Genomic DNA, 26,082 nt, shown 5'->3' with positions numbered 1-26,082 from the left:
TCTCCAAGATCGGGCCGACAACGGCGGCACCCGTGCCTGGCGCTCACCCTCCGTGACAGTTCGGTGAGACAAGTGGCGCCGTCCGGCCATCCGGCCACAGCCGGCAAGGATCGTGGAAATCGTGCCGCCAGACGGAACACGAGGTTCCCGTCGAAAGTGCCCCTGACCTGGGTCGCCCGCCTCCACGATGGCAAAGTCGAGCAGCCAGAACCCGCCAAGATCGCGCTGTCTATGAGGAAAGCGAGCCAGCCGCCGCCAAGCAAGCCGGGCGGCAACCAGCCGCCGCCAGCCAAACCGAGCGCGCGCAGCCACACCCCGGGCAATGCCGCAGCCCGGGCAACCCCGCAGCCCGGACAACACTGTGGCTCGGGTTAATGCTGCAGCTCGGGCCAATGCCGTGGCTCGGGTAATCCCGTGGCCCGGGCAATGCCACGTCATGGCCCAGCTTGGGCATGCCAGGTCATGGCCCGGTCCGGGCAATGCCCCGGCCCGGCCTGGGCAATGCCCCGGCCCGGCCTGGGCAATGCCCCGGCCCGGCTCGGGTGACGCCACGCCCCAGCTCGGCTCGGGCAACGCCGCAGCCCGGCTCGGGCAATGCCACGCGGCCCGGCCCGGTCCGGGCAATGCCACGGCCCGGCTCGGCTCGGCCAATGCCACGGCCCTGCCCGGCCCTGCCCGGCCCGGGTGGTGCCGCGGCGCGGCTCGGGTGGTGTCGCGGCTGGACGTGGGTTAAGGGCGGCCGGGCGGGCGGGGGCTAGCTGTTGGCCTCTTTGACCAGGTTGTCGAGCTGCTCCGCGTGGAGGGGGCTGCCCGGGAAGGCGGCCATCCGGCTCAGCGGAAGGCTTCCCAGCATCATCAGCATGGCCGGGTCGGCGGCCATCGCGGACATGGGGCTGTCCGCGTCGCCGGCGGCCTCGGCTGCCGCGGAGGCGAAGGCGGCGCCCAGGAGCTCGGCGCCGCGGGGGTCGGCGAACCACTCGCCGACGCTGGACTCGACGGTCAGCGGGACCCGGGCGTCGTCGGCGGTGACGTCGAGGGTCACCTCGGCGCGGATGTCACGGGACGAGGCGCCGATGGACACCTGGTAGGCGCCGCCCTCGACCACCCAGCGGCCCAGGCGGGTCTCCCAGTACGCCAGGTCGGCCCGGTCGATCGTGAGCACCACCTCGGTGGTCGCCCCGGCCTCGATCTCGGCGCTGGCGAACGCTTTCAGCTCGCGCGGCGCCCGGCGCACCGAAGAACCGGGGAGCGACACGTACGCCTGCACGACCTCACGCCCGGCGCGACTGCCGGTGTTGGTGACCGGGACGCGGACCTCGATGCCGGTCGCGGTGGCGACAGCGCTCGGGGTGCCGTAGCTGAACGTGGTGTACGACAGGCCGAAGCCGAACGGGTACGCCACATCCTGCTCCCGGGCGTCGAAACCGCGGTAGCCCACGTGGATGCCCTCGCCGTACCGCACGTGGCCGTTCTCCCCGGGGAAGTCCAGGTAGGAGGGGTGGTCGGCGAGTTTCAGCGGGATCGTCTCGGCGAGCCGGCCGGACGGGTTGACCCGGCCGAAGAGCACGTCGGCGATGGCGCTGCCGCCGGCCTGGCCGAGCAACCAGCCCTCCACCAGGGCCGGGACCGTGTCGTCCCACGGCTTCGTCGCGATGACCGCGCCGTTGGAGAGCACCACGATCGTCCGCGGATTGGCGGCGGCGACCCGCTCGATCAGCGCGAGCTGCGAGGCCGGGAGGTCGAGCGAGTCACGGTCGGCGCCCTCGGTCTCGTGCACGCTGCCGACGAAGACGACGGCCACGTCACTGGACCGCGCGGCCGTGACGGCCTCGGCCAGCAGAGCCTCGTCCGCCTCGGTGCCCTCGACCGTGTAACCCGCCGCGAACGTGACGGCCGCGCCGGTCGAGGCCTGGATCTGGGTGAGCGCGTCGTCGAGCTGGGTGGGCGTGATCTGCGAGCTGCCGCCGCCCTGGTAACGCGGGGTGCGGGCGAACTCGCCGAGCACCGCGACCGACACGCCGGAATCAGCCAGCGGAAGCAGGCCACCCTCGTTTTTCAGCAGCACGATCGCGCGGCCGGCGATCTCCCGGGCCAGAGCGTGGTGCGCGGCAGCGTCGTAACCTCCCGCCGGGCGCTGCCCGGCCTTCTCCACCAGCTTTCGTACGCGCTCAGCGGACACCCGCAGCAACGCCGGATCGAGCTGCCCCGCCTCGACGGCGCCGACGAGTGCGGCATCACCAGCGGCGTCCGGCCCCGGCATGGTCAGGTCGAGCCCGGCGGCGACGGCCTTGACCCGGTCGACCACGGCGCCCCAGTCGGAGACGACCAGGCCCTCGAAGCCCCACTCGTCGCGCAGCACCTCGGTGAGCAGCCAGTGGTGCTCGCTCGCATAGACCCCGTTGACCTTGTTGTAGGCGCACATGACGGTCCACGGCTGGGCCTGGGTGACGACCCGGTGGAAGGCGCGGAGGTAGATCTCGCGCAGCGTGCGCTCGTCGACCTCGGCGCTGACCCGCATGCGGTCGGTCTCCTGGCTGTTCACCGCGAAGTGCTTGAGCGACGCGCCGACGCCCTTGCTCTGTAGGCCGCGCACCCACTCGGTGGCGAGGATGCCGGTGAGGATCGGGTCCTCGGAGAAGTATTCGAAGTTGCGCCCGCCGAGGGGGCTGCGCTTGATGTTGACACCGGGGCCGAGCAGCACCGCGACGTCCTGCGCGCGGCACTCGTCGCCGAGCGCCTCACCCATCCGGCGCAGCAGGTCGGGATCCCAGGTGGAGGCGCTGGCGACCGCGGGCGGGAAACAGGTGGCCGGGACGCCGGCGAGCAGGTCGCCGCCGGAGGCCTGCATGCGCACACCGTGCGGGCCGTCGGTCACGGTGACCGCGGGCAGACCGGCGGACTCGACCGCGCTGGTGTGCCAGAAGTCGCTGCCACTGGTGATCGCCGCCTGGTCGGCGGTGCTGAGCTCGGAAGACATGAGATCGAAGCTCCCTAGAGACTGCTTACTGAGTACCTACTAGGTATTAATTAACGGGAAACATAACCCCGCCCGCACCGGCGGAGCAAGGGGTTGCTGGTAGGAAAGACGCTGTGAAAACCCAGCCCATCCGCCGCGAGCGGGCCCGGCTGCCGGCCGCCGAGCGGCGCCGGCAGATCATCGAGGTCACGACCCGTCTGGTCGCCGAGCGCGGCTTCTGGGGGCTGTCGATGCAGGACGTCGCGGACGGCTGCGTGCTGACCGTTCCGGGCCTGCTGCACCACGTCGGCACCAAGGACAATCTGCTGGTCGCGGTCCTGGAGCACCGCGACGAGGTGGACACCCGCACGCTCGCCGAGGAGCTGGCCGTGCCGGTCGACCGGGTCTGGACACCGGACGCGGGGATCACCCTGCGGCAGGTCTGCCGGGCATTGGTCCGCCGCAACGCCGGCCAGCCGGAGATCGTCCGGCTGTTCGCCGTGCTGGAGGCCGAGTCGCTGGCGCCCGGCCACCCGGCGCATGGATATTTCCAGGACCGGCAGCGCAACACCCTGAAGATGCTGGCGAGCCTCGCGCCGGGCGGCGAGGTCGCCCGGTTCCGGCTGGCCGGCCAGGTGGTCGCGATGATGGACGGCCTCCAGATCCAGTGGCTGCGTGACCCGGCCTCGATCGACCTGGTCGACTCCTGGGAATCGGCCGCCGAAAGACTCTTCACCGGTCTGTGAGACCGGCACCGGCACCGGCACCGGCACCGGCACCGGCACCGGCACCGGAGCCGGCCTCAGGCCTCTTTCGCCGCACCCAGCCATTCCCGCACCTCGGCGGACTCCTCGTCGGTCAGCGCGATGGAGGCCGCCTCGGCACGGTTCAGCACGTTGTCGGCGAACGCGGTGGCGATCTCCTCGGCGACCGGTGGCGGCTGCCGGTACAGCGGTGCTCCGCCGAACGCCGTACCCCGGGTGACGAAGGCGATCGAGGCGCGGCTCACGTCCACGCCGTTCTCGGCCAGCCGGTCGCGGGCCCACCGGGTCGCCTCGGTCAGGTTGAAGTGGTGGTCGGCCGCGTACTCGGCGAGGGCCTGGTAGACGTCCGGCCACATCTCCCGGGGCAGCCGGGGCAGGCTGAGCAGGGCGCTGAGGCGGCCCACCGGCTCGGGCGCCGGACCGGAGCCGCCGGAGGACTCGGGCGGGTCGTGCCGGCTCTCGTCCCAGACGAAGTGGTTGGAGAACTTCGCGTGCGCCAGCCCGAGGCTCTCCAGGCCGCGGACGAAGCCACCGAAGCCGAACCAGTTCGTCTCGTCCACGCTCGGGCCGAGCTGGCGGCGCAGGTCGTGGGCGAGCGACGCCAGGTTGAGCGGGGCGGTCGTCGCCTCGTAACGCCAGCGGACCAGGTCGCGGAACTGCTCGTAGGAGACCGGGGCCTCGGCGACCACCGCGGCCGGGCCCTCGGGCGGCTCCTCGTCGGTCTCGACCGGCTCACCCTGCACCAGTTCGAGCAGTTCCTGGCTGGTGATCAGGCGGTCGGCCACGGCCACGAACGCCTCCGCGGCGTCCGACGGCGAGACGATCGTGGTACGCCGATCGGAGCGCCGCAGCCGCACCAGCAGCGGCGTCATGTCCGAGTCCCCGGACGCGATCACGAACTCCTCGTAGACCACCGGGTCGGCAAGCGCGTCGACGGCGTCCACCACCATCCGGATGTCCGCCGCGTTCTTCGTGTGCGTCAGCCTCGGGCAGTCGATCACCTCGAAGCCGGCGTTCACGAAGAACGGCCGGAACTGGGAGTAGTAGAGGCGCGGCGGGCTGGCCTCCGGGTCCGGGTTCGGCACCCAGCCGCCCGGGTTCATGTAACAGCGGACCACCAGCCAGCGGCGTGGACCGTCCACGGTCAGCGATGCGGTCAGCCGGGCCAGCCATGCGGCCGGCTCCTTGGCGAACCGGATGGCGACGTCAGGATCCTGTTTGATCAGGCCGCTGAACACGTTGTCGAAGTCGAGATAGAGAGCCGCGCGTACCCGGGCCATGTCCGTGAACCTACCGTGCCGGGCCTGCTCGTGCCCCGGATCGCGCTGAGATGCGTTTCTCGAACGTGGCACCGGCGAAATCGCACACAGCGGGTGACCACCACCCGCTGAACCGTCGTTGACTGGCCGCGGCTTCCAAGAAAAAAGCAGGCAAGAAAAAGCAGGAGGGTCCGGTGCGACTCGGCGAGGTTCTCGACGTCATCGAGCGGCTGCTGACCGCTTGCGGTCACCCTGAGATCGAGACTGTCCATCGGTACGGCACCGACCAGGTCGCCGGCGGCCCGTCCCCGGCCGGCGTGCGGGTGCGGTGCACCAGCGGCGCCGAGGCGTACCTCTGGGGTGCGATCTGGTCCGGGGAGAACGTCCTGCCCACACCGGCGGTGCTGCCGTGGCCGGCCCGGCCGGATCGGATCGCCGTGCTGGTCTGCCTGCTGCTCGACGCGGCCCGCCCGGCCGGCCTGAGCGGCTGGCAGCTGGTGGCGCTGGACGGTCTCGGCCCGTCCGACGCGCGCGGCAAGGCACCCCGTGGCGTGCGGATCGTCGCGGCCGACGGCACCTCGCTGCTGCTCCGGGCGACCGCGGCGGGTGCTCCGATGCCGGAGCCGGCCGATGACCCGTACCCCGGCTGGAAGATCCCGGAGACGCTCAGCGTGAGCTGAGCAGAGGGTTTCAGCGACCGGACATCGAGGCGCCCAACCCGTCGGTCGTGGCGAGGTACGGCGTGCCGGGCAGGCCGCCGTCGGCGCTGCGGGACCCCTCGGCGGTTGACGGGTCGGTGGATCGGAAGTCCGATTCCGACCAGCCGGAGTCCTGCCAGGAGTTGTTGTTCGCATTGCCGCCGGAGGTCAGCGAGAACTCGCCCTGGTCGTTGCGGATCGCCACGTTGAGCCGCAGGATCGCCGGCGCCGTGGTCATCGCGAAGCCGAGGCCGGTGTTGCGGTACGCCGTGTTGTTGCCCAGCTCGATCGCGGCGGTGTTGCCCTCGTCGACGAACCCGTGACCGTTGTTGCCCCAGGACACGCTGTGCCGCACGCGGTGCGCGGCGGTGCTGGCCGGGTTGCCGCCGCCGAGTGCGAAACCGTTCGCGCCGTTGCCGAACGACCAGGTGTACTCGACAGTGACGGCCGAGTTGAAGGCACCGAGGTTGACGCCGTCGCCGCCGTTGCGGAACGCCCGGTTGCCGCGCAGCCGGTTGCCGTCGCCGTTGCCGAACTGCACCGCGAGGCCGGAGCCGCGGTTGTCGTAGAAGTCGCTGTCCAGGACCTGGTTCGCGGCCGTGCCGTCGTCGCGCAGCATCAGCCCGGCGCCACCGCTGCCGTGCACGACGAGACGCTGGAAGACGGTGTTGGTGCAGGACCGGCAGGTGTACGCCTGATTCAGCGCCCCGGTGATCTCCAGATCCCGGACCGTCCAGTACGACGACTCCTGGGTGATCGCCCACTTGTCGGCGGGAATGCCGGAGGCGTCGATCACCGCGCGCTCGCCGGCGTAACCGGTGAGCGTGACGCGCTTCGCCGCGGTGCCGCTCGTGGTGATCGAAATCGGGCTGGTCGGCCGATAGGTTCCGCCGCGCAGAGCGATCGTCTGCCCCGGTTTCACGACCGCGACCGCCTTGGCGATCGAGGCGTAGGGCTTGCCGGCGCTGCCGTCGCCGTCGTCCGAGCCGTTCGGCGCGACATAGATGTCGGCCGCGTTCTGCGGGATCGCAGCGGCTGAGCTGGGACGAGAGCTGGGAGTTGCCGACGGCCGGACCGACGCCGTCGCCGTCGCCTGCGCGGACGGCGTGATCACCGGAAGCGGGGCGACCGCCACCGGCGTCTCCGGCGACGCGGGCTGGTGCAGCACCGCATAAGCGAACCCGCCGCCCGCCGCCACCGTGACCGCCGTCGTCGCCACCAGGGCTTTGTTCTGCACCAGCGCGACCAGGCTCATCGCCACCGGCGGCGCGGCCGCGCCGCCGGTCTGCAGTGCGGCGTGCACCGCGGCGGTGAGCGCGGCCGGCACCGGTAGCAGCACGGCGCCGATCAGCAGCCGCTCCGGCGCGACCATGCCGGCCTGGTAGACGTGGCACTTCGGGCAGTCGCGCACGTGCCGGGACAGGCGTTTGCGCCAGAGCGAGTCGGTGGCGCCGTCCCAGAACCGGATCGTGTCCGACAGCTCCGGGCACATCGGCCGGGCACGCAGCGCCCGCACGACGCCGCGCGCCAGGTCGAGCTGCGCTTTCATCCGCTGGACCCGGACCGCGGCGTGTTTCGGCTTCACCGCGAGCGCGGCGGCCAGCTCGGCCCGGCTCAGGTCGCCCCGCGCCTCCTGCCACCAGAGTCCGAGCAGCTCACGGTCGCTCTCCTCAAGCCAGCGGCCGGCTTCGGCGAGTTCCCGGCGCTGCTCGGCGACGACCAGCTCGGCGGTGGTCCGCTCGGCGAAGTCCCCGAGTGGGTCGGGCACGTCGACCGGCTCCGGGTGGCGGCGGGTCAGGGTCATCTTCCGCGACCGCAGGTACATCTGCACCCGCCGGTACGCGATCGCCACCAGCCAGGAACGGAATCGGTCAGGGTCACGCAACGAGCGCAGGCTGCGGATGGCCTGCAGCATGGTGTCCTGCACCAGGTCGTCGACGTCCGGGTGCCCGTTCAGGGCCCGGCCGATGATGTTGTAGATCAGCGGCAGGTGCCCGGTGATCAGCTGATCGAGCGCGCCGACGCTGCCACCCTGAGCGGCACGGACAAGAGCGCTATCCGACGCGGTCGCAAGCTGACTCTCCGTCACCGTACGCCCTTCCCTGCTGGTCCTCGGCGGATTCCCTGGTCACGCGCTGTAATATCGTGAGATCGAGCCGTATCGTGGCACAGCATTTCCGGCGCTGTAAAGCGAGGCCGCCGCTTATATCCGGGTAAGGCCAGGTCGGCAGGCGTTTGTTGTCGTACCCCCGGCATAGGCTGCGGTCGTGAGGGGCGAGCCGAGCATTCTGCACGTCGACCTCGATGCGATGTTCGCCGCGGTCGAGCAGCGCGACAAGGTGTCGCTGCGCGGAAAGCCTGTGGTCGTCGGCGGGGTCGCGGGCCGGGGTGTGGTGTCCACCGCGTCCTATGAGGCGCGGGTCTTCGGTGTGCGCTCGGCCATGCCGATGGCGCAGGCCCGGCGTCGCCTGCCGTCCGGGACGGCCTATCTCTCACCCCGCTTCGCGGCCTACAAACGGACCAGCCAGGTCGTGATGGACCTGCTGACCGGCCTGACCCCGCTGGTCGAGCAGGTGAGCATCGACGAGGCATACCTCGACCTCGCCGCCGGCGGCCACGACCTCTCACCGCGCGGCGTCACCGAGCTCGCGCTGCGCCTCAAACGCGAGATCGCCGAGGCCACCGGCGGCGTCACCGGCTCGGTCGGCGTCGCATCCTCCAAGCTCCTCGCCAAGATCGGTTCCGAGCTGCACAAACCCGACGGTCTGACGGTGGTCCCGGCCGGCGAGGAGCTCACGCTCCTGCACCCCCTGGCGGTGGGCGCGCTCGGCGGTGTCGGTCCCGCGACCGAGCAACGCCTTCACCGCTCTGGGGTACGCACGGTCGGCCAGCTCGCCGCGGTCCCGCTCGCCGACCTGGTCGACTGGTTCGGGGTGGCACACGGCAACGGCCTGTTCCGGCTGGCCCGTGCCGAGGACAACCGGGTGGTCGTCAGCGAGCGCGAGGCCAAGTCGGTGTCCGCCGAGGAGACGTTCGACGTCGACCTCACCGACCCGGTGCGCCTGCAGCGGGAGCTCGACCTGCTCTCCGCCCGGGTCGCCGGCCGGCTGCGCGACAGCGGGCTCAGCGGCCGGACCGTCAACATCAAGGTCCGGCATCCGGACTTCACGACGGTGACCCGGGCACTGACCCGCGACCAGCCGACCGACGACGGCCGCCTGGTCGCGCAGCTGGCCCGGCGGCTGCTGGCCGAGGTGAACACGACGGGCGGCGTCCGGCTGCTCGGCGTGGGTGTGTCGACGCTGGCCGACTTCGCTCAGGACGAGCTGTTCTCGCTGGAGCGGCCGGTTTTGATCGAGCCGTTGCTGATGGCCCCGGCACCCGAGCCGCTCGCGGTGGCGACGGAGACGGCCGGGCCGCCGGTGTGGCGACCGGGGCAGGATGTCCGGCACGACGAGCACGGCTCCGGCTGGGTCTGGGGGAGCGGGCTGGGCCGGGTGACGGTCCGGTTCGAGGGCCCGCGCACCCTGCCCGGCCCGGTGCGCACGTTTGCCGTCGACGATCCGCTGCTGCACACCACGGACCCACCGGATTGGACCGAGCCCTCGCCGTGACAGGCCGGGTTGTGCGGATGGTGCATGGCGCAGGGGGTTGATCCCTGTCGGTGGATGTGGCCGGGTTGGCAAGGCGCGCACCGCGGAGTACGAACAGTCCGGGAGGACATTTCGATGACCGCTGTTGCGCCTCGTCCCGTGCAGACCCGGCCGTGGCCGGTGCGGCGTCAGATCCGCGGCTCCTGGCTGGCCCGCACCATCCGCACCACCGACGCGAAGCAGATCGGGATTCTGTACCTGATCACCGCCTTCGCCTATTTCGTGGTGGGTGGCCTGATGGCGCTGATGATGCGCGCCGAGCTGGCCCGCCCGGGCATGCAGTTCCTCTCCCCGGAGCAGTACAACCAGCTCTTCACCATGCACGGCACGATCATGCTGCTGCTGTTCGCGACGCCGATCGTCTTCGCGTTCGCGAACTTCGTGGTCCCGATCCAGATCGGCGCGCCGGACGTGGCGTTCCCGAGGCTGAACGCGTTCGCGTACTGGCTGTACCTGTTCGGCGGGCTGATCGCGGTGGCCGGCTTCCTCACCCCGGGCGGTGCGGCCGACTTCGGCTGGACGGCGTACACACCGCTGAGCGGCGGTCAGTACTCGCCGGGCGTCGGCGGCAACATGTGGGTGGTCGGGCTGGCGATCTCCGGCCTCGGCACCATCCTCGGCGCGGTCAACATGATCACCACGATCATCTGCCTGCGCGCACCGGGCATGACCATGTTCCGGATGCCGATCATGACGTGGAACATCCTGCTCACCAGCGTGCTGGTGGTGATGGTCTTCCCGTTCCTGGCGGCGACGCTCTTCGCCCTTGCCGCCGACCGGGTCCTCGGCGCGCAGGTCTTCAATGTGGAGACCGGCGGGCCGATGCTCTGGCAGCACCTGTTCTGGTTCTTCGGGCACCCCGAGGTCTACATCATCGCGCTGCCGTTCTTCGGCATCATCACCGAGGTCATCCCGGTCTTCAGCCGCAAGCCGGTCTTCGGTTACAAGACGCTGGTCGCCGCCACCATCCTGATCACGACGTTGTCGATGAGCGTGTGGGCGCACCACATGTTCGCCACCGGGCAGGTGCTGCTGCCGTTCTTCAGCCTGCTCAGTTACCTCATCGCGATCCCGACCGGGATGAAGTTCTTCGTCTGGATCGGCACCATGTGGCGCGGGCAGCTCAGCTTCGAGTCGCCGATGCTGTGGGCGATCGGGTTCATGGTGACGTTCCTGCTCGGCGGCCTGACCGGGGTGCTGCTCGCGTCGCCGCCGGTCGACTTCCACGTGCACGACAGTTACTTCGTGGTGGCCCACTTCCACTACGTGCTGTTCGGGACGATCGTGTTCGCGGTCTTCTCCGGCATCTACTTCTGGTTCCCGAAGATGTTCGGCCGGATGCTCGACGAGCGCCTCGCCAAGCTGCACTTCTGGCTGACCTTCATCGGCTTCCACGTGACGTTCCTGGTGCAGCACTGGCTGGGCGCCGAGGGCATGCCGCGGCGGTACGCGGACTACCTGGAGAGCGACGGCTTCACCTTCCTCAACATGCTCTCCACGATCGGCGCGTTCATCCTCGGTGTCGCGACGCTGCCGTTCATCTACAACGTGTGGAAGTCGTACAAAGCGGGCCCGGTGGTGACCGCTGACGACCCGTGGGGCCACGGCAACTCGCTCGAATGGGCTACTTCGAGCCCTCCGCCCTTGCGGAATTTCGATCGGATGCCGCGGATCCGTTCCGAGCGCCCGGCTTTTGACGTCAAGTTCCCGCAGCTAGCGGCCGGTGAGCAGTCGGAGGCGGGGCCGCCCGAGGGTGGCGCGCGCCCACTGACCGACGAATCCACCGGCGGAGCGAGCTATCCGGAGGACCGATCGGATCGTTGATTCCGACGGTGATGCGGTGGTCTGTCCCTTTCGCCGCTATGCGCTCATGGTGAGTCGTCCCTGAGTCTGCCGTAGCTCACAAAGGGTGCATTGCGATGAGAGATCGGACATCTTCCCCACCCGGAGGGACGCACCACATGCCGATCGCTCGCCGCCACATCCCCCTGCCTCGCCGACGGAGCGCGGCCCAGTCCGCAGCAGCCGCCGTCGTGCTCGCCATCGCCGTTCCGGCGGTGCCGGCTGCGGCAGCGGCAGCGACGACGGACTGCACGGCCGGGAAGTTCACCGCCCGCTCGCAGGCCGACCTCGCCAAGATCACGGTCCTCGACCCGGGGCCGCTGCACCGGGACCTGCCGTCGCTCGCCGACGTCCGGCTCGCCTCCTCCCGGGGCGAGGCCGACAGCAAGGGCAAGCCGCACAAGACCGTCGCCTCCGCCCGGTACGCCGACGCGAAACTGCTCGGCATCTCCGGCGGTCAGGCGTCCGCGATCTCCACGGCGCCGCGCAGCAAGGGGCCGGCCAGCGTCGACCTCGCCACGGTCGACATCGCCGGGCTCGCGACCGTGAAGGCCGGCACCGCCACGGCCGAGGCCACCTGGGAGGACGCGTACCGGTGTGGCAAGACCGGGCCGCTCACCCGGTCGGCGACCATGCTCGCCGGGCTCTCGGTGCTCGGCGGCACGCACGGTGTGCCGGTGCTCAGCGTGATCGACCACCTGACTCACGCGTCGCGCAACACCAGCCTGCTCAAAATCGGTCCGAGCGGTTCCACTCAGAGCGCGACCGACCTCGTCCGCCTGAAGCACGGGCAGGTCGGCGTCCGAGCCGGCGCCGGTGTCGCCCTCGGCGACCTGAGCCTGTTCGCCGGCACCGAGCACGAGATCGGCATCAAGGTGGTCAACCAGCCGACGCTGGAGGTCGTCGCCGCGAGCGATCCGAAGAAGTCCACTGTTGACTACCGCCCGGCGGTGCTGGAGATCAGCTCCGGCGGCAAGTCGGTGAGCACCCTCGAAGACGCCGGCGCCGACGTCTCGCTGAGCCTCGCCGGTGAGGCCGACGCGCTCGGCCTGGGAGGCGGAATCGGTCAGCACAAGACGTCCGCCATCGATGTCCGGCTCTCCCTCGGGCGGGCCACTTCGGACATCGGCAAGCGCACCGTCAGCGCCGAGGCCGCCTCGCTCCGCGTCGAGGTGAAGGTCGGCAAGGCCCACGTGCTCGACCTCGCGCTCGGATTCCTCTCGGTCGCCGCCTGCGCTCCGGAAGCCGTGAAGCCGCCGCGCGACCGTGGCAACGACGGTTACACCCCGTCGCCGTCACCCTCCGTCTCCTCACCCGCGGTGACTCGTCCGTCCTCGCCCGCGCCGTCCGCTTCCGCGTCCCGCGCGACCTCGCCCTCGGCTTCGCCATCGGTCTCGGTCAAGCCGGTCGCGCTGGGCGAGCCTCTTCCGAGCGGCGGGGGTACGGGTGGCGGCGCGCTTGCCCTGACCGGCGCCAACGTGGCTGTACTCGGGATCGGGGGAATCGCGCTGGTGCTGTTCGGAGCGGTCGCGCTGCTCCTGGGCCGTCGCCGCCGGAGCGCCTCGGGGAGCTGATGCTCTGTTCCGGTGGCGCACGCCCCGGCCGGTCCGGCATCCAGCCCGGGCCGGCCGGGGCTCAGGCCCCTACTGGCCGTTCCGTTCTTTACCTAGGATGGGAACGTGCTGCCGCAGAACATCCCGTCCCGGGACTCGATCCATCGGGCGGCGACCGAGCTTTTCGTCCGCGACGGTTACTCGGGCACCACGGTGCGTGGCATCGCCGCCGTCGCTGGCTGTGATCCCGCCCTGGTCATCCGCCACTTCGGATCCAAGGAAGGCCTCTTCCTCGCCACCATCTCGGTCTCCCAGGAGCTGCCGAGGATCCTGGCCGGGCCGATCGAGTCGATCGGCCGGGAGCTGGTCCGGTTCGTGCTCCGCGCCTCCGAGACCCCGGCCGCCGGGGTCTACCGGGCGATGCTGACCGCGTCGGACCGCCCGGAGATCAAGGAGAAGCTCCGGGCGTCGATGCACGACGTGTTCGTCGGTCCGCTCGCCGACCGGATCGGCGGTTCCTACCCCGAGCTGCGGGCCCGGTTGGTGGCGGCCCAGTTCGCCGGGCTGATCAACGCGTATTGGCTGGTCGCTGATCCGGTGCTGAGCTGCGCCGACCGGCCGGCGATCGTCGCGCTGTACGGAGACTCGATCCAGCGGCTGCTAGACACTGCCGACCCCGTCGCCGGAGAAGCCTGAGCCCTGCCCGGTGCACTTTCGCCGGCGTGCTGCCCGGTGACCCGGGCGCATGCGGTGCGGCGGCCGGTTGCGATTCGCGGTGCTCGGCGGTCTGCCGGTCGCGGCCGGCCGGGCGGTTGCCGGGCTGGGCCGGCGCCTGGTGGCGGTGCTGGGCGAAGACCCAGCCGCGCAGGAGGACGTATCGCAGGCCGCCGATCAGGCTCCCGGTGAGCGCCAGGATCAGCGCCTCCTCCAGGGAGGTCGGGTGCGGGCCGGCGATCCCGGCGAACCGCGGGGCGACCACGAGGTTTGCCAGGTACACGGCGACCGACGTGAGGCCGGCCTCCCAGTGCAGCCGGCCGACCGCCGAGGTCTTCACGTTGAAGGTGACCCGCCGGTGCGCCTCGGTGTTCAAGGGCGTGATCGCGAGCAGGGCGATCCAGCTCGCCCAGGTCGCTGGTACGGCAAAACGCACGGACACGTAGACGAGGGTCTGCAGAACCGTGCTGAGCGCACCCACCAGCATGAACCAGAGCAGCTGGCGGGGCAGTGTGGCGAGCCGTGGCATGACTGAACGCTTTCGGACAGCGATGTTTACCGTCGTAGTGTCAACAACGTTGACGGCTCGTGTCAACGTTGTTGACGGCGTGACGAGGCTTACGCGTACCCTCGGCTCTTGATCTGTTGAAGTTGGTGTTTTGGCTGCTCAAGGGTGGTGTCCGCGGAGATGGTGTGCCTCGGGCGTAGCCACACTGCAACCTGTCTGTGATCGGACAGACGTGGGGCGGCCCGCGCGGGTACGTAGCAAACCCCGGAGGGAGAGCGGATGAGCGCGAGCAGGTGGTACGGCACGGCCGGCGCTGCGATCGCCGAGTGGCGGGAGCAGCTGATCACTCTCAGCCACAGCCTGCACGACGAGCCGGAGGTGGCCTTCGCTGAGCAGGCCTCGGCCGCGAAGCTGGCTGAGCTGATGCGGTCAGCTGGGTTCAAGGTCACCGAAGGCGCCGGTGATCTGCCGACCGCGCTCACCGCTGTGCACGGCGAGGGCGAGCTGACGATCGGGGTGTGCGCGGAGTACGACGCGCTGCCCGAAATCGGTCACGGCTGCGGCCACAACATCATCTGCGCGATCGCGGCGGGCGCGGCGATCGGGCTCCGGGCAGCGGCCGATCGGTACGGGTTCCGGGTCAAGCTGATCGGCACACCCGCCGAGGAGAGCGGCGGCGGCAAGCAGCTGCTGCTGGAACGGGGTGTGTTCGACGACGTGACGGTGGCGATGATGGCGCACCCCGGGGCGATCGACACGGCGGGCGCCCGGGACAGCACCCAGGCGTGCAGCCGGTTCGCAGTGACCTATCGCGGACATCCGGCCCATGCCGCCAGTGCGCCGTGGGACGGGGTGAACGCGGCGGACGCGGCAGTGGTGGCGCAGGTGGCGATCGGCTTGCTGCGCCAGCAGGTGCCGCCGTCGAGTCGCGTCGCCGGATTCATCCGTCATGGTGGGTCGGTCACCAACATCATTCCGGAGCTGGCCGTGCTGGATTACGAGGTACGCGCCCCGGATGCCGACAAGCTGGACGCGCTGCGGCAGCGGGTGCGTGATTGTTTCCGGGCAGGCGCGCTGGCGACCGGGGCCGAGGTGTCGTTCCAGCAGGCCGGGCCGGATTACCTGGAGTTGCGCAACGATCCCTGGTTGATGGCTGCCTACTGCGCGCACCTGCCCGATTTCGGGCGGATCGCCGTGGTCCTGCCGCCCGAGTTCAACACCGCCTCGACGGACATGGGCAATATCAGTCATGTTGTGCCGTCGATCCACCCGATGATCGGGCTGCGGGGCGCGACGGCGACGGCGCACACGCGCGAGTTCGCGGTGGCCTCCCGCACTGTCGCTGCCGACGAGGCCGCGATCGACGGCGCGAATCTGCTGGCGAGGGTGGGCATCGACCTGGCCAGGGACGCGGGGAGGCGGGCGGGTTATGTGGCGCTGAGAGGCGGGCGGGATACGTGGCGCTGAAAGGCCGCACCTGACGCGCACCCGACGCTCACCTGACTGATCCCGCCGGAGTTCTTGGGTCGGCACCCGGTCGCCCGATGAGCCTGGCAATCCGTCGTGGCAGTTGCCCGGTGGTCATGAACCCCGGGAGCGCGCATGTCCAGTCGTCAGTTCGTCACCTTCGAGGTCGCCGGCCAGTTCTTCGGCGTGGACGTGGACGCTGTGCAGGAGGTGCTGTCGTACAGCGAGTACACGCCGGTGCCGCTGGCGCCGAACGCCGTCGGTGGACTGTTCAACCTGCGCGGCCAGGTGATCGCCGCGGTGGACCTGCGTGTGCAGTTCGGCATGCCCCGCCGGGACATGTCCGGCCTGGTGATGAACGTGATCGTGCGGTACGGCGACGAGCCGGTGAGCCTGCTGGTCGACCGCATCGGGCAGGTCGCCGATCTGGACGCGGAGTTGTTCGAGGAGCCGCCGGCGACGCTGACCGGCCCGTCACGGGCGCTGGTCACCGGCGCGTACAAGACCGAGGGCCGGCTGCTGCTGGTGCTGGACGTCGCCGAGTGCGTGAACACCGCCCGCGTCTCGGCCTGAGATCCCGCGACGGTCTCCCGGAAACCCGTGCGTTCGCGGAATCTTGTGAGCTTGCGGTGGCGCGGCGGGCCGAAACTCACAAGATCTGTGTCGACACCCTTGTAGCGAAAAGCTCATGGACGATCAGCGCCGGGGCTGTCCAGGAAATCGTGGAAGGTCCGGGTCGGGGTCCAGCCCTGCGCCGCGGCTCGGGACGTGTCCAGGACTACCGGATTGGTCAGCTGCTCCAAGGCGTACCAGGAAAGGGTCGGTGCGCGGCGGGTGAGGCGCGCGATCGTGGCCGAGGTCCTCGCGGCCGCGCGTGCCAGGGTGATCGGCAGGTGCTGGACCGGTACGCCGCAGGCCGCGCTGACGATCTCGTCGCGCCGGTAAACGGGTGGGTCCGCGACGTTGTAGGCGCCGGGTGTCCAATTTCGGGCAGCCAGGCAGGCGTCGGCGAGGTTCTCGACGGCGGTGAGGCTGAGCGGGATGTCCGGTCCGGGTAGCAGGACCCGGCCTCCGCGGACGGCCCGGCGCAGGCGGGGGAGCAGGTGCGGGTCGCCCGGGCCGTAGACCGCGCGCGGACGCAGGATCACGGCGCCGGCCGCTGCGGCGAGACGTTCCCCGGCGGCCTTGGTGCGACCGTAAGCGGTCATGCCGCCCAGCGGGTGTTCCTCGCGGATGGGCTCCGGCGTGGTCGGACTGGCGTAGACGCTGGCGCTGCTCACCCAGATCAGCGTGCGGGTTCCGGCGGCCTCGATGAGACGGGCGGTGCCGTCCACGTTCACCGCGTGGAAGGCTTCCTCGGCGGCGCGACCGGGTGGTGGGTCACCGACGGCTGCGGCGAGATGCAGCACGAGATCGGTTCCGGTCAGATCGGGTGGGGTACGCGTGGCGTCCCAGTACCGGTGCTCACCGATCGGTCCCGGGCGCCGTCCCAGGCAGACCACCGTGGCGCCCGCTGCCGCCGCGGCGTTCGCGACGACGGCGCCGCAGAAGCCGCTCGCCCCGGTGACCGCGATCCGCAATCCGTGGAGTGACGTGCTCACCGGGCCGGGGCCAGGATCAAGGAGGACCAGCCGGGCAGGGCGCTGCGGCGGTCCGCTCTGGCGCTGACCACTGTCGGCCGGTACGGGGCCAGCGCCGCCAAGGTGTCAGCCATCTGGGCACGGGCCATGCGGGCGCCGGGGCAGGCGTGCGGGCCTGCGCCGAAGACCAGCTGGGCCACGTGCGGCGGCGCCGGGTCGGCCGGGTTGGGGTCGGTGCTGTGGGCGTCCACGGCGTGCCGGGCCACCAGGACGAGGCGGTCACCGGCCGTGACCGGGCAGCCGGCGACGGTGCCTGATCCGGCGGCTACCCGGGGCAGGAGCGGCGTCGGGGTGGTGGCTCGCAGCAGCTCGGTGACCAGGGATTCCACTGCGGTTTCCGCGTAGGGCCAGAGGTTCGCGTCGGCACACCAGGCCGCGGCGCGGGGCAGAGCGGCGACCGTGGTGTTGATGGCGGCGACGGCGAGCATGGCCGCCATCGCGTCGCCGCCGGTGAGCAGGTTGTTCAGGTTGGCCGCCGCGGCCTCGGCGGCTTTGCGGGCGCCCGGGTGGGGGAGACCCGGCAGGTGGTCCCGGGCTCCGGCCGCTGCTGCGGCTCGGGCGGCCGTTGCCAGATCGCGGCCGTCGACGGCCAGGCCCAGCATCGCGGCGGTGGTCGTGCCGGACAGATCGGCGGCTATGTCCACCAGGTCGATCGGGTGGCCCGCCGCCAGCGGGGCGAGGCGGTCGGTCAGCAGGCCGGTCCAGATCGGACGGAGGCGTGCCACGCCCTCGGCGCTCAGGGCGTCGGCGAGGTCCCGGCGGGAGGCGCGGTGGTCGTCGCCCTCCTGGTCGAAGAGCAGGCCGCCGCCGGTCAGCCGGCCCGCGGCGCCGCCGGTGGTGCCCTCGGCGGTCCGGTCCAGGGGCACCCGGAGCAGCCCGTCGACGAACGCGGCCCGGGAATGCGCGATCACCGTGCGGCCGATGCGCGTCGCCGGGCGGCGGCGGGTGGCCGCGAGCAGCGCGAACAGGAAGGGATGACTGCCGAGATAGACCCGCCGGTCACGGCGGCGAGCCCGGCGCATCGCGGAGGCGTGGGTCATCGGATGTGCACCTCGGCGGCTGTCGGCGGGCGCCAGCGGCGGTCCCAGTGCCAGAGCAGGGTTCGTTTCGGGCCCCACGCTCGCAGCCGCCGCAGACTGGACTCGACCACCAGGTCCTCGGCGCGGACTATCCGGTCGGTGTGCCGTCTCGCCCGGTTGAGCAGGGTGACGTCCTCGGCGCCCGACTCCAGCGCTTCGCGTTCGGTGCCGCCGCAGCTCAGGTACAGCCAGGCGGACAGGGCCAGGTTGTGGCCGTGCACCAGGACGTACGGCGTGCGGAACGCGGGATCACGGTGGGTCCGCCGATATCGGCCGTAGACCGCGGCCAGCCGTACCGCGCCGGGGAAGACGACACGCTCCATCCAGGACGGCTGCTCGTCGCGGCGGGGGACGCTGCGGCCGCAGACCATGTCGGCGCCGCCTTCCAGGTACGCACGAGCGGTCGCCACCCAGTCCGCGGCCGGCCGGCAGTCGGCGTCGGTGCGGGCCAGCATCGTGGCGCCGGTCGCGATCGCGTGCCGGAAACCGGTGTCGGCGGCGGTTCCGGCGCCGGGGGACGGCTCGGTGACGAGGTCCACCGGGAACGGCGCTGTCGCGGCGAAACGGCTCACCACCAGGGCGGTGTCGTCGGTGGACGCGTTGTCGACGACCACGAGGCGGAACCCGGTGTCGGACTGGGCGGCCAGCGCCGCCAGGGTGGCACCGATCGACGCGGCCTCGTTGAAGGCGGGCACGATCACGGCGAGGTTCGGGGTGCTCATTCCCGTACCCCCAGAAGGCCGGCGGCGAGTCTCGCCGCCGCGACCCGGTCGGGTTTCTTCGAACGGCCGGACAGGGGGATCTTGGTGAGGATGATGTGGTCGGGCCTGGCGGCGCCCATCCGGTCGAGGGGCTCGCGCAAGGCCGCGCGGACGGCGGACTGATCGGCGTGCGGACCGGTTTCGATCAGGGCTACCAGGGTTTCGTCGCCGTCGCCGGCCGGGACGCCGACGAGGACGGCGAGGGAGACGCCGGGTACGTGCAGGGAGGGTTCGTAGAGGCCGGGATAGATGTTCTCGGCGGCGCGCAGGATCATGTCCTTGCGGCGGCCGGCCAGGACCACGCGGCGATCGTCGAGGCGTGCCAGGTCGCCGGTCGCGACCCATTCGTGCGGCTCGGAGCCCAGGTATCGATCGCAGACACCAGCACCCGCGAGGTGCAGCTCGCCGGCGTCGTCGAGACGGGCGCGCACGCCCGGCAGCAGGTCGCCGACGAGGTCACCGGCCTGGTCAAACGCGGCTTTGGCGGTCGCCTCGACAGCCGCGGCCGGGAACACCTCGGTCAATGCGTAGACGCACCAGGCCTGATCAGCTCCGGTCTCGCGGACCCGGCTCAGCAACCGCGCGGTGACCGGCGCCGATCCACTGTAGACGCGCCCGGTGAACCGGACGCCCGCGTCGAGCGCGGTCCGCAGCCGCGGCGGGGTCAGGTAGATCGCCTGCGGGCGCAGGTGGGTGATCTGCCGGGCGAGACCGCGGCGTGCCGGCAGGGCGACCGGTGCGCCCGCGGCGAGCGCCGGCAGCATCACGAAGAACGTGCCGCCGATGACCGGCACACCCGGTCGGGGCTGTACCAGGTCGGTCACCGCCTGCAGGCCGTTGGCCAGACCGGAGCGCGTGTGGACGACGGCTCGCGGGCTGCTGGTGGTGCCCGAGGTGAAGATGACGACCGCGTCGCCGTCACCGTCGTATGCCGGCACCTCACCGGTCACGAGCTCCAGCGACGGCGCTGACCCGGGCAGACGCCGGCCCACGGTCACTGTCGGCGCCAGCGAGGCGAGGTCCGGCAGGGCGAGGCCGGCGCGGCGGGCGAGGGGTGCGGCCCAGCTCGCGACCGCCTGCGCGGCCGCGTCCGCGACGATCAATCTCGGTCGCGCCAGCGCGAGCCGGGCGGTGAGCACGTCAGGCCCGGCGTTCGGGTCCAGCACGGCGACCCGAAGACCGATTTTGTACGCGCTGAGCAGCATCGCCAAAGCCCGTGGCCCGGGACGGACCGCGACGCCGAGGGTGTCACCGGCGCGCAGGCCGTGAGCGTGCAGCGCGGATGCGTACCGATCGCGGAGCTCGGCGAGATCGCCGCGGGTGACCGTACGGCGGCCGGTGATCAGCGCGGGGGTGTCGTCGCCGGGCCGCAGGCCGGCGTTCAGCGCGTCGAGAGTCATCGCGGATCCGGGGTGAGCGGGCCGCTGCCGCGGTCGAGGTACCACTTCGCGGTCGCCATCACGCCGTACGCCTTGATCCGCCGCGTCGAGTTCTCCACGACCATCGTTCTGCTGTGGACGATCGACGCGGTGGTCCGGCGTACCCGGTTCAGGAAGAGGCGGTCGGTGGGTGACGGGCGCCGGGGCATGCCGCCGCACGCCTCGTAGAGCCGCGCTGTGATCGCCATGTTGTTGCCGGCGTGCATCCGGTACGGCGCCAGGTATTCGCCGCCGTGGTGTGCCGGGCGCAGCCGTCCGAAGAGCGCGGCCAGCGTGACCAGCCCGGCGAAGAACGCCCGGCCGGCGGGTCCGTGCTCGTCGCGGCGGGCGGTGATCCGGCCGCAGACCATCCCGGCGCCGCCGTCCAGCGCCGCACGCGCCGCTGCCACCCAGCCGGGGCGCGGGATGCAGTCCGCGTCGGTACGCACGATCAGCTCGGCCCCCGAAGCGATGGCATGCCGGAACCCGGTGTCGACCGCGCACCCGACACCCTTCTCCCGTTCGGTGAGCACCTGCACGGCGAACGGCGCGCACTCCATGAACGAGCGCACCGCGTCGGCCGTGGTGTCGGTGGAACCGTTGTCCACGACGAGCAGCGTGAACGCGGTGTCGGTCTGCGCCGCCAGGGCGTACAGGGTGGCGCTGATCCGGGCCGCCTCGTTGTACGCCGGAACGACCACCCAGAGCCGCGTGCTCACGACTGCTCCCAGACCATCGTCATGAGGCTGACACCGCCACCGAGCCCGATCAGCAGCACCCGGTCACCGGGCTTGAGGTCGGGGTGGACCCGGGCCAGCTGCACCCCGATGGTCGCGCTGGCCATGTTGCCGAGTCCGGTCACGGTGATCTCCAGCCGGTCCCGTGGCACGCCGGTGACCTCGATGAACCGGTCGAGGTAGGGCAGCGTCACCTGGTGCACGAGGATCTTGGCGTAATCGGTGTGCTCGAAACCGGTGCGGCTGCGTACCCGGTCGAGGATGCCGGCGCCGACCTTCTCGAAGACGCCGCGCAGCTTGTGCCCGTCGCCGGCGAAATAGGTGTGCTCGTCACCGCGCGGATGCCGGGAGCCGCCGCCCGGGATGCCGCCGGCCGTCCAGTGCTCGGAGTACGTCTCGGAGTCGATGTCCACGATCCCGCCGTGCTCGACCGGCTCCAGCACGACGGCCGCGCCGGCGTCGCCGAACGTGTAACCGGCGAACGACCGCCGCGCCTCGGCCAGGTCCGCGGTGAGACGCATCGCCCGTGACGGTGTCTCGCCGGTGACGACCAGGGCGCGCCGGGCCCGGCCGGCCAGGATCATCGAGCGGGCCAGGTCGATGCCGTTGATGAAGCTGTTGCAGGCGTTGGTGACGTCGAGCGCGTGCGCCCGGCTGCCGAGCGAGGCCTGCAGGATGTGCGCGGTGGCCGGTTCCACCATGTCGCGGCTGGCCGAGGCGAACAGCAGCAGGTCGATGTCGAGCGGGTCGAGGCCGGCGCTGGTCAGGGCTGTCCGGGCGGCGTGCAGGCCCAGGGTTGACGCGTACTCGTCGGCGGCCGCGATGCGACGCCGTTCGATGCCGGTGAGCCGGGCGAACAGGCCGCGTGGAAGCCGTGCCGACACCTGGTTCTGCAGGTCGGCCGTGGTTATCTCGTGCTCCGGGAGGTACGAGCCCACCCCGGTTATGCCGACCCGCATCTGGTGCGCCAACCCCCGTCAGTTCCGTGAAAGGGGTTTATTGTGCGGGCCGCTGGGGAATTCCGTCCATTCGGACCTCAGAGCTTGTGAGCTTTGTCCGATAAGACGACCATGCCGGAACAGCTCTTTCTGGCGCTCGTCGTCTGTTGCCTGGCGCTCGTCGCGGCCGGCATCTGGTACTGGTCGGCGCGGCACCGGGTGAAGACGCACATGGATCCGCGGGTCGCCGAGGCGGACGCCCGGGAACAGGCCGCGCGGGCGATGCTGGAGGCGGTCGCCGAGCACACCGACGACGCGATCATCGGGGTGTCCCTGGGCGGCCTGGTCACGGCGTGGAACGCGGGCGCGGAACGGATCTTCGGCTGGACCGCCGACGAGTTCATCGGGCGGCGGATCGTCGATCTCGCCGACTCGTCCGGGGTCGCGGAACAGTACGAGGTCGCGATGCGGATCGCCCGCGGCGAGGGGAACCTCCGGTACGAATCGCGGCGGTTCGCGAAGGACGGCACACCGGTCGAGGCGTCGCTCAGCGTGGCGCCGATCCGTGACTCCGCGGGCGAGATCTCCGGGGCGGCGGTCGTGATACGCGACATCACCGCGGCGAAAGAGGCCGCGGAGAAGCAGCGGGCCATCGAGGAACGTACCCATCAGGCGCAGCGGATGGAGTCGCTCGGCAAACTGGCCGGTGGGGTGGCGCACGACTTCAACAACATCCTGGCGATCATCGTGAACTACACCGACTTCGCGGTCGAGGAAGCCGCCGGCAACGAGGCGCTCTCCGACGATCTCAAGCACGTCCGCAACGCCGCCGACCGGGCCATCAACCTGACCCGGCAGCTGCTCACCTTCACCCGCGGCGACACCATCCAGCCGCAGGACGTCGACCTGAACGAGGCGCTCGCCGAAGTGCAGGCGATGCTCGGCCGGACCATCGGCGCGCACATCAACCTGATCACGGTTCCGTCCGCGGATCCGGTCACTGTCTTCGCCGACCCCGGCCAGGTCCAGCAGATCCTGCTCAACCTCGCGATCAACGCCCGGGACGCGATGCCCGACGGCGGCACGCTGGTTCTCGAAGCGAACGCGGCCGCCCTCGACGGCGGAGAGCTCGACATGCAACCGCCGCTGCCCGCCGGAACCTATGCCCGCCTGCTGGTCAGCGACACCGGCGAGGGGATGCCGCCGGAGGTCGCCGAGCGCATCTTCGAGCCTTTTTACACCACAAAACCGACAGGCAAGGGTACGGGTCTCGGCCTCGCGACCGTGTACGGCATCGTCACCGAGGCCTGCGGCAGCCTGAACGTGTATTCGGAGCCGGGGGTCGGCACCACGTTCCGGATCTACCTTCCGCTGGTGACGTCGCCGGAACGGGTCGGTGCGGCCGTGCAGCGTCAGGCGCCGCCGGACGGGGCCGGGCGTACCGTCCTGGTCGTCGAGGACGAGGCGGTGCTGGCCCGGGTGGTCACCCGGATCCTGGCCGGCGGCGGGTACCACGTGCTGACCGCGACCGGCGGGGAAGAGGCGCTCGCGCTGTTCCGGCAGCACGGTTGCGACGCGCTGCTGACCGACGTGATCATGCCGGAGATGTCCGGGCGGCGGGTTGCCGAGGTGATCCACGAGTCGCGGCCTGAGCTGCCGGTGCTTTACATGTCCGGGTACAGCAACGGGTTGCTCGGGACGACGCATGTGCTGGACGAGGACATCGCGTTCATCGAGAAGCCGTTCACCGCGCACGACCTGCTGATGAAGCTCGGCGAGATGGTCGTGCCGGGTTTACCGGTTTCTCCGGCGCCGTCGGCTTCTTCCGCTCCGGCGCTTTCTCCGGCTCCGTCGCTTTCGTCGGCCGCGAGTGGCGCTCAGGCCGCGAACGTGGAGAGGACCACGGTGAGCTGAGGCAGCGCGGCATGCCACGCGTCGCGCGCGGTGCGCCACTCGATCAGGTACGCCTCGGCGCCGCTCGCCACCACCCGGCGCAGCCCGCGCATCGCGACCGAGTCCGGGTTGAGGAACGTGTACTCCCAGACCGCCCCGGTCGCGCCGGGAAGCGCTTCGATCCTCAACCGCCGGTACGCCGGGACTGCGATGTCCTGCTCCTGGGCGAGCAGACCGGCCACCACGTCGGCGGCCGGGCCGGGCCAGCGGCTGATCCGCAGCATCGTGCCGCCGGTCGGGTCGGCGAACGAGACCTCGCCGTCAGTGAGCGGGTCCGGTCGCCAGCCGTCCGGTACCGCGACCCGGAAGCCGCTCGGATCCGTCCACCAGCCGAACTCCTCAGGCAGCACCGCGGCGACCGCGGCGGCCGAGCTCTGCACCGGCTGCCGGATGTCACCGTTGCCGTCGCGGGCGTTCGCGGCGACGGCGGCCAGCAGCGCCAGCAGGGTGATGACCGCTGCGGCCGCGGAGAGACGGCGGCGCAGCCAGGTACGCCCGTCCTCCTCGACCTCATCAACCGACCGCCCAAGAGCCTCCGCCGCCGGCGTCATCTGCGACGCGTCCGGTTGGGTCTCCTGCGGTGGCGCGGCTCGGGTGGCGCGTTCGGCGGCGGTGGCCTCGTGGGCGGGTTCCGGCAGGGTGGGGCGTGACCAGGTCGGTTTCCACCAGCGACGGCCGAATGCCGAGCGTCGCACGCCGGCGACCTTGCGGAGTTTCGCCTCCACCTCGTGGACGCCGAGGCGGGTGGCCGGGTCCCGGCGGAGCAGGCCGGTCAGGAGCGGGGTGAGCGGACCGGCCTGCCGGGGTGGGTCGGGCTCGGTGTCGGCGAGGGCGCGCAGCACCCCGGTCGTGCTGGAGCGCAGATAGGGTGGCCGACCCTCGACCGCGTGGTACAGCGTCGCGCCGAGCGACCACAGATCCGACGCGACAGTGGAGGTGTGCTCGAAGAGGCGCTCCGGCGCGATGTACTTCGGTGAGCCGAGCACCACGCCGGCCTCGGTCAGTGCCTGGATGCCGGCCGAGGTGACGGCGGGACCGAAATCGGTCAGCACGACACGACCGTCATCGCCGATGAGTACGTTGCCCGGCTTGACGTCGAGATGCAGCACGCCGGCGTCGTTCGCGGCGGCGAGCGCGGCCAGCACGGCAAGGCCGATCTCGGCGACCCGGGCGGGCGGCAGGGAACCCTCGGTCTCGACGATCTCCTGGAGGGAGCGGGACGGCACGTACTCCATGACGATCCATGGGCCGGCGTTGTCCTGGCAGACCTCGAGGGTGTGGATCAGGTTCGGGTGGCGCACCCGGGCAGCGGCTCTGGCCTCGTGGAACGCCCACTCGCGGATGACGTCGCGCTGCTCGGGGGAGAGCCCGTCGGGGACCGTGCACTGCTTGATGGCGACGTGACGCGCGACACCGGCGCGGTCGTCGGATGCGAGCCAGACGCGGCTCATCCCGCCGTTCGCCAGCGGACGGAGGATGCGATAGCGCCCGGCGACGACCTCTCCCAGCGGAACCATGCCGTCACCTCGGTTGTGGACGCTCACAAAAGCACTATCGACGCTACTGGACGGAAGCGATTGCGCGCCTGTCGGATTTCTGGTGATCCGAGACGATAGCGATCACTCGACCGGAGTGGACGGAAGGTGTAAACACGTAGGGCTCGGTAACCCTAGGCAACCTCATGGTTATTCACTGTAATCAAACTCGGGCAACCCGAGAAGTGGCTGGAATGGAAGATCATGCACGCACCTGGTCGGAGCCGGCATCGGCCGCCCGTCCTGATCTTCCGCGCCGCCCTGCTCGCCGAGGACTCCGCCGCGCGCCCGCTGCACAGGTTGTTGACAGAAAATTCACCACCGCGAGTCCAGCATCTGGGACGCGCCGCCACGGGCGAGCCGGCCGGCGACACAGCCCATCTCCAGCCGTCACCGACCCGGCACGCAGCGCTCCACACCCGTCCGGCCCGGTGACGCGGCGAGCTCGGGCCGTAACAGGAGCGAGCCGTCGCTCCGGTAGGTCATCAGGCCCGATGACCTACCGGAGCGACGGCTCGCGAGGGTGCGGCCGGGCGGGGATGGGCGGCTGGCTCTCACTGCTGTCTTGGCTGGGGGGAGACGGCAGTGAGAGCCAGCTGGATTCGGG

Annotated in this window: 19 protein-coding genes and 1 pseudogene; 9 read left to right on the top strand and 11 right to left on the bottom strand. The window is 71.1% G+C overall.

Features of this window, described 5'->3' with window-relative positions:
- Positions 1–754: 754 nt before the first annotated feature.
- Positions 755–2,977, bottom strand: a complete 2,223-nt coding sequence (locus B0I29_RS17600) for a glycoside hydrolase family 3 C-terminal domain-containing protein (protein ID WP_111650078.1) — start codon at positions 2,975–2,977, stop codon at positions 755–757.
- A 113-nt stretch (positions 2,978–3,090) separates the two neighbouring features.
- Between B0I29_RS17600 and B0I29_RS17595 the strand changes: the two genes are divergently transcribed.
- Positions 3,091–3,702: a TetR/AcrR family transcriptional regulator gene (locus B0I29_RS17595; RefSeq protein WP_111650077.1), complete on the top strand. Its 612-nt coding sequence runs from the start codon at positions 3,091–3,093 to the stop codon at positions 3,700–3,702.
- A 56-nt stretch (positions 3,703–3,758) separates the two neighbouring features.
- Here the strand turns inward: B0I29_RS17595 and B0I29_RS17590 are convergent, their stop codons facing one another.
- A complete protein-coding gene (locus B0I29_RS17590; RefSeq protein ID WP_111650076.1) occupies positions 3,759–5,000 on the bottom strand; it encodes an NYN domain-containing protein in 1,242 nt (413 codons plus the stop codon).
- 173 nt (positions 5,001–5,173) lie between these two features.
- Here B0I29_RS17590 and B0I29_RS17585 point away from each other — a divergent pair, with 173 nt between their 5' ends.
- Complete coding sequence (locus B0I29_RS17585) at positions 5,174–5,659, top strand: hypothetical protein (RefSeq protein WP_111650075.1); 486 nt, start codon at positions 5,174–5,176, stop codon at positions 5,657–5,659.
- 10 nt (positions 5,660–5,669) lie between these two features.
- Here the strand turns inward: B0I29_RS17585 and B0I29_RS17580 are convergent, their stop codons facing one another.
- Positions 5,670–7,766, bottom strand: a complete 2,097-nt coding sequence (locus tag B0I29_RS17580; RefSeq protein ID WP_111650074.1) for a sigma-70 family RNA polymerase sigma factor — start codon at positions 7,764–7,766, stop codon at positions 5,670–5,672.
- A gap of 178 nt (positions 7,767–7,944) precedes the next feature.
- Here B0I29_RS17580 and B0I29_RS17575 point away from each other — a divergent pair, with 178 nt between their 5' ends.
- The 4 genes from B0I29_RS17575 to B0I29_RS17560 all read left to right on the top strand — a co-directional run bounded on the left by B0I29_RS17575 (position 7,945) and on the right by B0I29_RS17560 (position 13,421).
- Positions 7,945–9,291, top strand: coding sequence for a DNA polymerase IV (locus tag B0I29_RS17575; protein ID WP_111650073.1), 1,347 nt, complete (start codon positions 7,945–7,947; stop codon positions 9,289–9,291).
- Positions 9,292–9,405: 114 nt separating this feature from the next.
- Positions 9,406–11,154: an aa3-type cytochrome oxidase subunit I gene (gene ctaD, locus B0I29_RS17570; protein ID WP_111650072.1), complete on the top strand. Its 1,749-nt coding sequence runs from the start codon at positions 9,406–9,408 to the stop codon at positions 11,152–11,154.
- Positions 11,155–11,291: 137 nt separating this feature from the next.
- The gene (locus tag B0I29_RS17565) at positions 11,292–12,746 is read left to right on the top strand and encodes a hypothetical protein (RefSeq protein ID WP_111650071.1); all 1,455 of its coding nucleotides are present in this window, start codon (positions 11,292–11,294) and stop codon (positions 12,744–12,746) included.
- Positions 12,747–12,851: 105 nt separating this feature from the next.
- Complete coding sequence (locus B0I29_RS17560) at positions 12,852–13,421, top strand: TetR/AcrR family transcriptional regulator (RefSeq protein WP_111650070.1); 570 nt, start codon at positions 12,852–12,854, stop codon at positions 13,419–13,421.
- Between the two features lie 166 nt (positions 13,422–13,587).
- Here the strand turns inward: B0I29_RS17560 and B0I29_RS46735 are convergent.
- Positions 13,588–13,926: pseudogene (locus B0I29_RS46735) on the bottom strand (hypothetical protein); the annotation flags it as partial.
- 300 nt (positions 13,927–14,226) lie between these two features.
- On the opposite strand from B0I29_RS46735, the gene B0I29_RS17550 reads away from it, so the two are divergent.
- Together B0I29_RS17550 and B0I29_RS17545 are read left to right on the top strand one after the other, a co-directional pair.
- A complete protein-coding gene (locus B0I29_RS17550; RefSeq protein ID WP_111650068.1) occupies positions 14,227–15,414 on the top strand; it encodes a M20 family metallopeptidase in 1,188 nt (395 codons plus the stop codon).
- 135 nt (positions 15,415–15,549) lie between these two features.
- Positions 15,550–15,987 carry a chemotaxis protein CheW gene (locus B0I29_RS17545; RefSeq protein WP_111650067.1) on the top strand — a complete coding sequence of 146 codons (438 nt, stop codon included), beginning with the start codon at positions 15,550–15,552 and terminating at the stop codon, positions 15,985–15,987.
- A gap of 113 nt (positions 15,988–16,100) precedes the next feature.
- On the opposite strand, the gene B0I29_RS17540 is transcribed toward B0I29_RS17545, so the two are convergent.
- From B0I29_RS17540 to B0I29_RS17515, 6 genes are read right to left on the bottom strand one after another with little or no spacing between them, the layout of a single operon-like run.
- A complete protein-coding gene (locus B0I29_RS17540) occupies positions 16,101–17,015 on the bottom strand; it encodes an NAD-dependent epimerase/dehydratase family protein (RefSeq protein ID WP_245972586.1) in 915 nt (304 codons plus the stop codon).
- Entirely contained in the window at positions 17,012–18,094 is a 1,083-nt protein-coding gene (locus B0I29_RS17535) for a cytochrome P450 family protein (RefSeq protein WP_245972585.1), read from the bottom strand. Before B0I29_RS17535 ends, B0I29_RS17540 begins: the two co-directional genes overlap by 4 nt.
- A complete protein-coding gene (locus B0I29_RS17530) occupies positions 18,091–18,855 on the bottom strand; it encodes a glycosyltransferase family 2 protein (RefSeq protein WP_111650065.1) in 765 nt (254 codons plus the stop codon). The genes B0I29_RS17535 and B0I29_RS17530 overlap by 4 nt, the downstream gene beginning before the upstream one ends.
- A complete protein-coding gene (locus B0I29_RS17525) occupies positions 18,852–20,294 on the bottom strand; it encodes a class I adenylate-forming enzyme family protein (protein WP_111650064.1) in 1,443 nt (480 codons plus the stop codon). The genes B0I29_RS17530 and B0I29_RS17525 overlap by 4 nt, the downstream gene beginning before the upstream one ends.
- Positions 20,291–21,031 carry a glycosyltransferase family 2 protein gene (locus tag B0I29_RS17520; protein ID WP_111650063.1) on the bottom strand — a complete coding sequence of 247 codons (741 nt, stop codon included), beginning with the start codon at positions 21,029–21,031 and terminating at the stop codon, positions 20,291–20,293. Before B0I29_RS17520 ends, B0I29_RS17525 begins: the two co-directional genes overlap by 4 nt.
- Positions 21,028–22,008, bottom strand: coding sequence for a 3-oxoacyl-ACP synthase III family protein (locus tag B0I29_RS17515; protein ID WP_111650062.1), 981 nt, complete (start codon positions 22,006–22,008; stop codon positions 21,028–21,030). Before B0I29_RS17515 ends, B0I29_RS17520 begins: the two co-directional genes overlap by 4 nt.
- A gap of 93 nt (positions 22,009–22,101) precedes the next feature.
- On the opposite strand from B0I29_RS17515, the gene B0I29_RS17510 reads away from it, so the two are divergent.
- The gene (locus B0I29_RS17510) at positions 22,102–23,901 is read left to right on the top strand and encodes a hybrid sensor histidine kinase/response regulator (protein ID WP_245972584.1); all 1,800 of its coding nucleotides are present in this window, start codon (positions 22,102–22,104) and stop codon (positions 23,899–23,901) included.
- Here B0I29_RS17510 and B0I29_RS17505 read toward each other — a convergent pair.
- Positions 23,865–25,457: a protein kinase domain-containing protein gene (locus tag B0I29_RS17505; RefSeq protein WP_111650060.1), complete on the bottom strand. Its 1,593-nt coding sequence runs from the start codon at positions 25,455–25,457 to the stop codon at positions 23,865–23,867. The genes B0I29_RS17510 and B0I29_RS17505 overlap by 37 nt on opposite strands.
- Between the last annotated feature and the right edge of the window lie 625 nt (positions 25,458–26,082).

The sequence above is a fragment of the Actinoplanes lutulentus genome (assembly GCF_003259845.1).
Lineage (GTDB): Bacteria > Actinomycetota > Actinomycetes > Mycobacteriales > Micromonosporaceae > Actinoplanes > Actinoplanes lutulentus.
Note: the sequence above shows the minus strand (reverse complement) of the source record. Positions and strands in the feature narration are given on the sequence as shown.

Bases quoted from the DNA above. Each gene is read 5' to 3' on its own strand.
- B0I29_RS17525 (WP_111650064.1), bottom strand. From the start codon at position 20,294: ATGACTCTCGACGCGCTGAACGCCGGCCTGCGGCCCGGCGACGACACC.
- ctaD (WP_111650072.1), top strand. From the start codon at position 9,406: ATGACCGCTGTTGCGCCTCGTCCCGTGCAGACCCGGCCGTGGCCGGTG.
- B0I29_RS17530 (WP_111650065.1), bottom strand. From the start codon at position 18,855: ATGAGCACCCCGAACCTCGCCGTGATCGTGCCCGCCTTCAACGAGGCC.
- B0I29_RS17600 (WP_111650078.1), bottom strand. From the start codon at position 2,977: ATGTCTTCCGAGCTCAGCACCGCCGACCAGGCGGCGATCACCAGTGGC.
- B0I29_RS17550 (WP_111650068.1), top strand. From the start codon at position 14,227: ATGAGCGCGAGCAGGTGGTACGGCACGGCCGGCGCTGCGATCGCCGAG.
- B0I29_RS17535 (WP_245972585.1), bottom strand. From the start codon at position 18,094: ATGACCCACGCCTCCGCGATGCGCCGGGCTCGCCGCCGTGACCGGCGG.
- B0I29_RS17515 (WP_111650062.1), bottom strand. From the start codon at position 22,008: ATGCGGGTCGGCATAACCGGGGTGGGCTCGTACCTCCCGGAGCACGAG.
- B0I29_RS17505 (WP_111650060.1), bottom strand. From the start codon at position 25,457: ATGGTTCCGCTGGGAGAGGTCGTCGCCGGGCGCTATCGCATCCTCCGT.
- B0I29_RS17565 (WP_111650071.1), top strand. From the start codon at position 11,292: ATGCCGATCGCTCGCCGCCACATCCCCCTGCCTCGCCGACGGAGCGCG.
- B0I29_RS17590 (WP_111650076.1), bottom strand. From the start codon at position 5,000: ATGGCCCGGGTACGCGCGGCTCTCTATCTCGACTTCGACAACGTGTTC.
- B0I29_RS17545 (WP_111650067.1), top strand. From the start codon at position 15,550: ATGTCCAGTCGTCAGTTCGTCACCTTCGAGGTCGCCGGCCAGTTCTTC.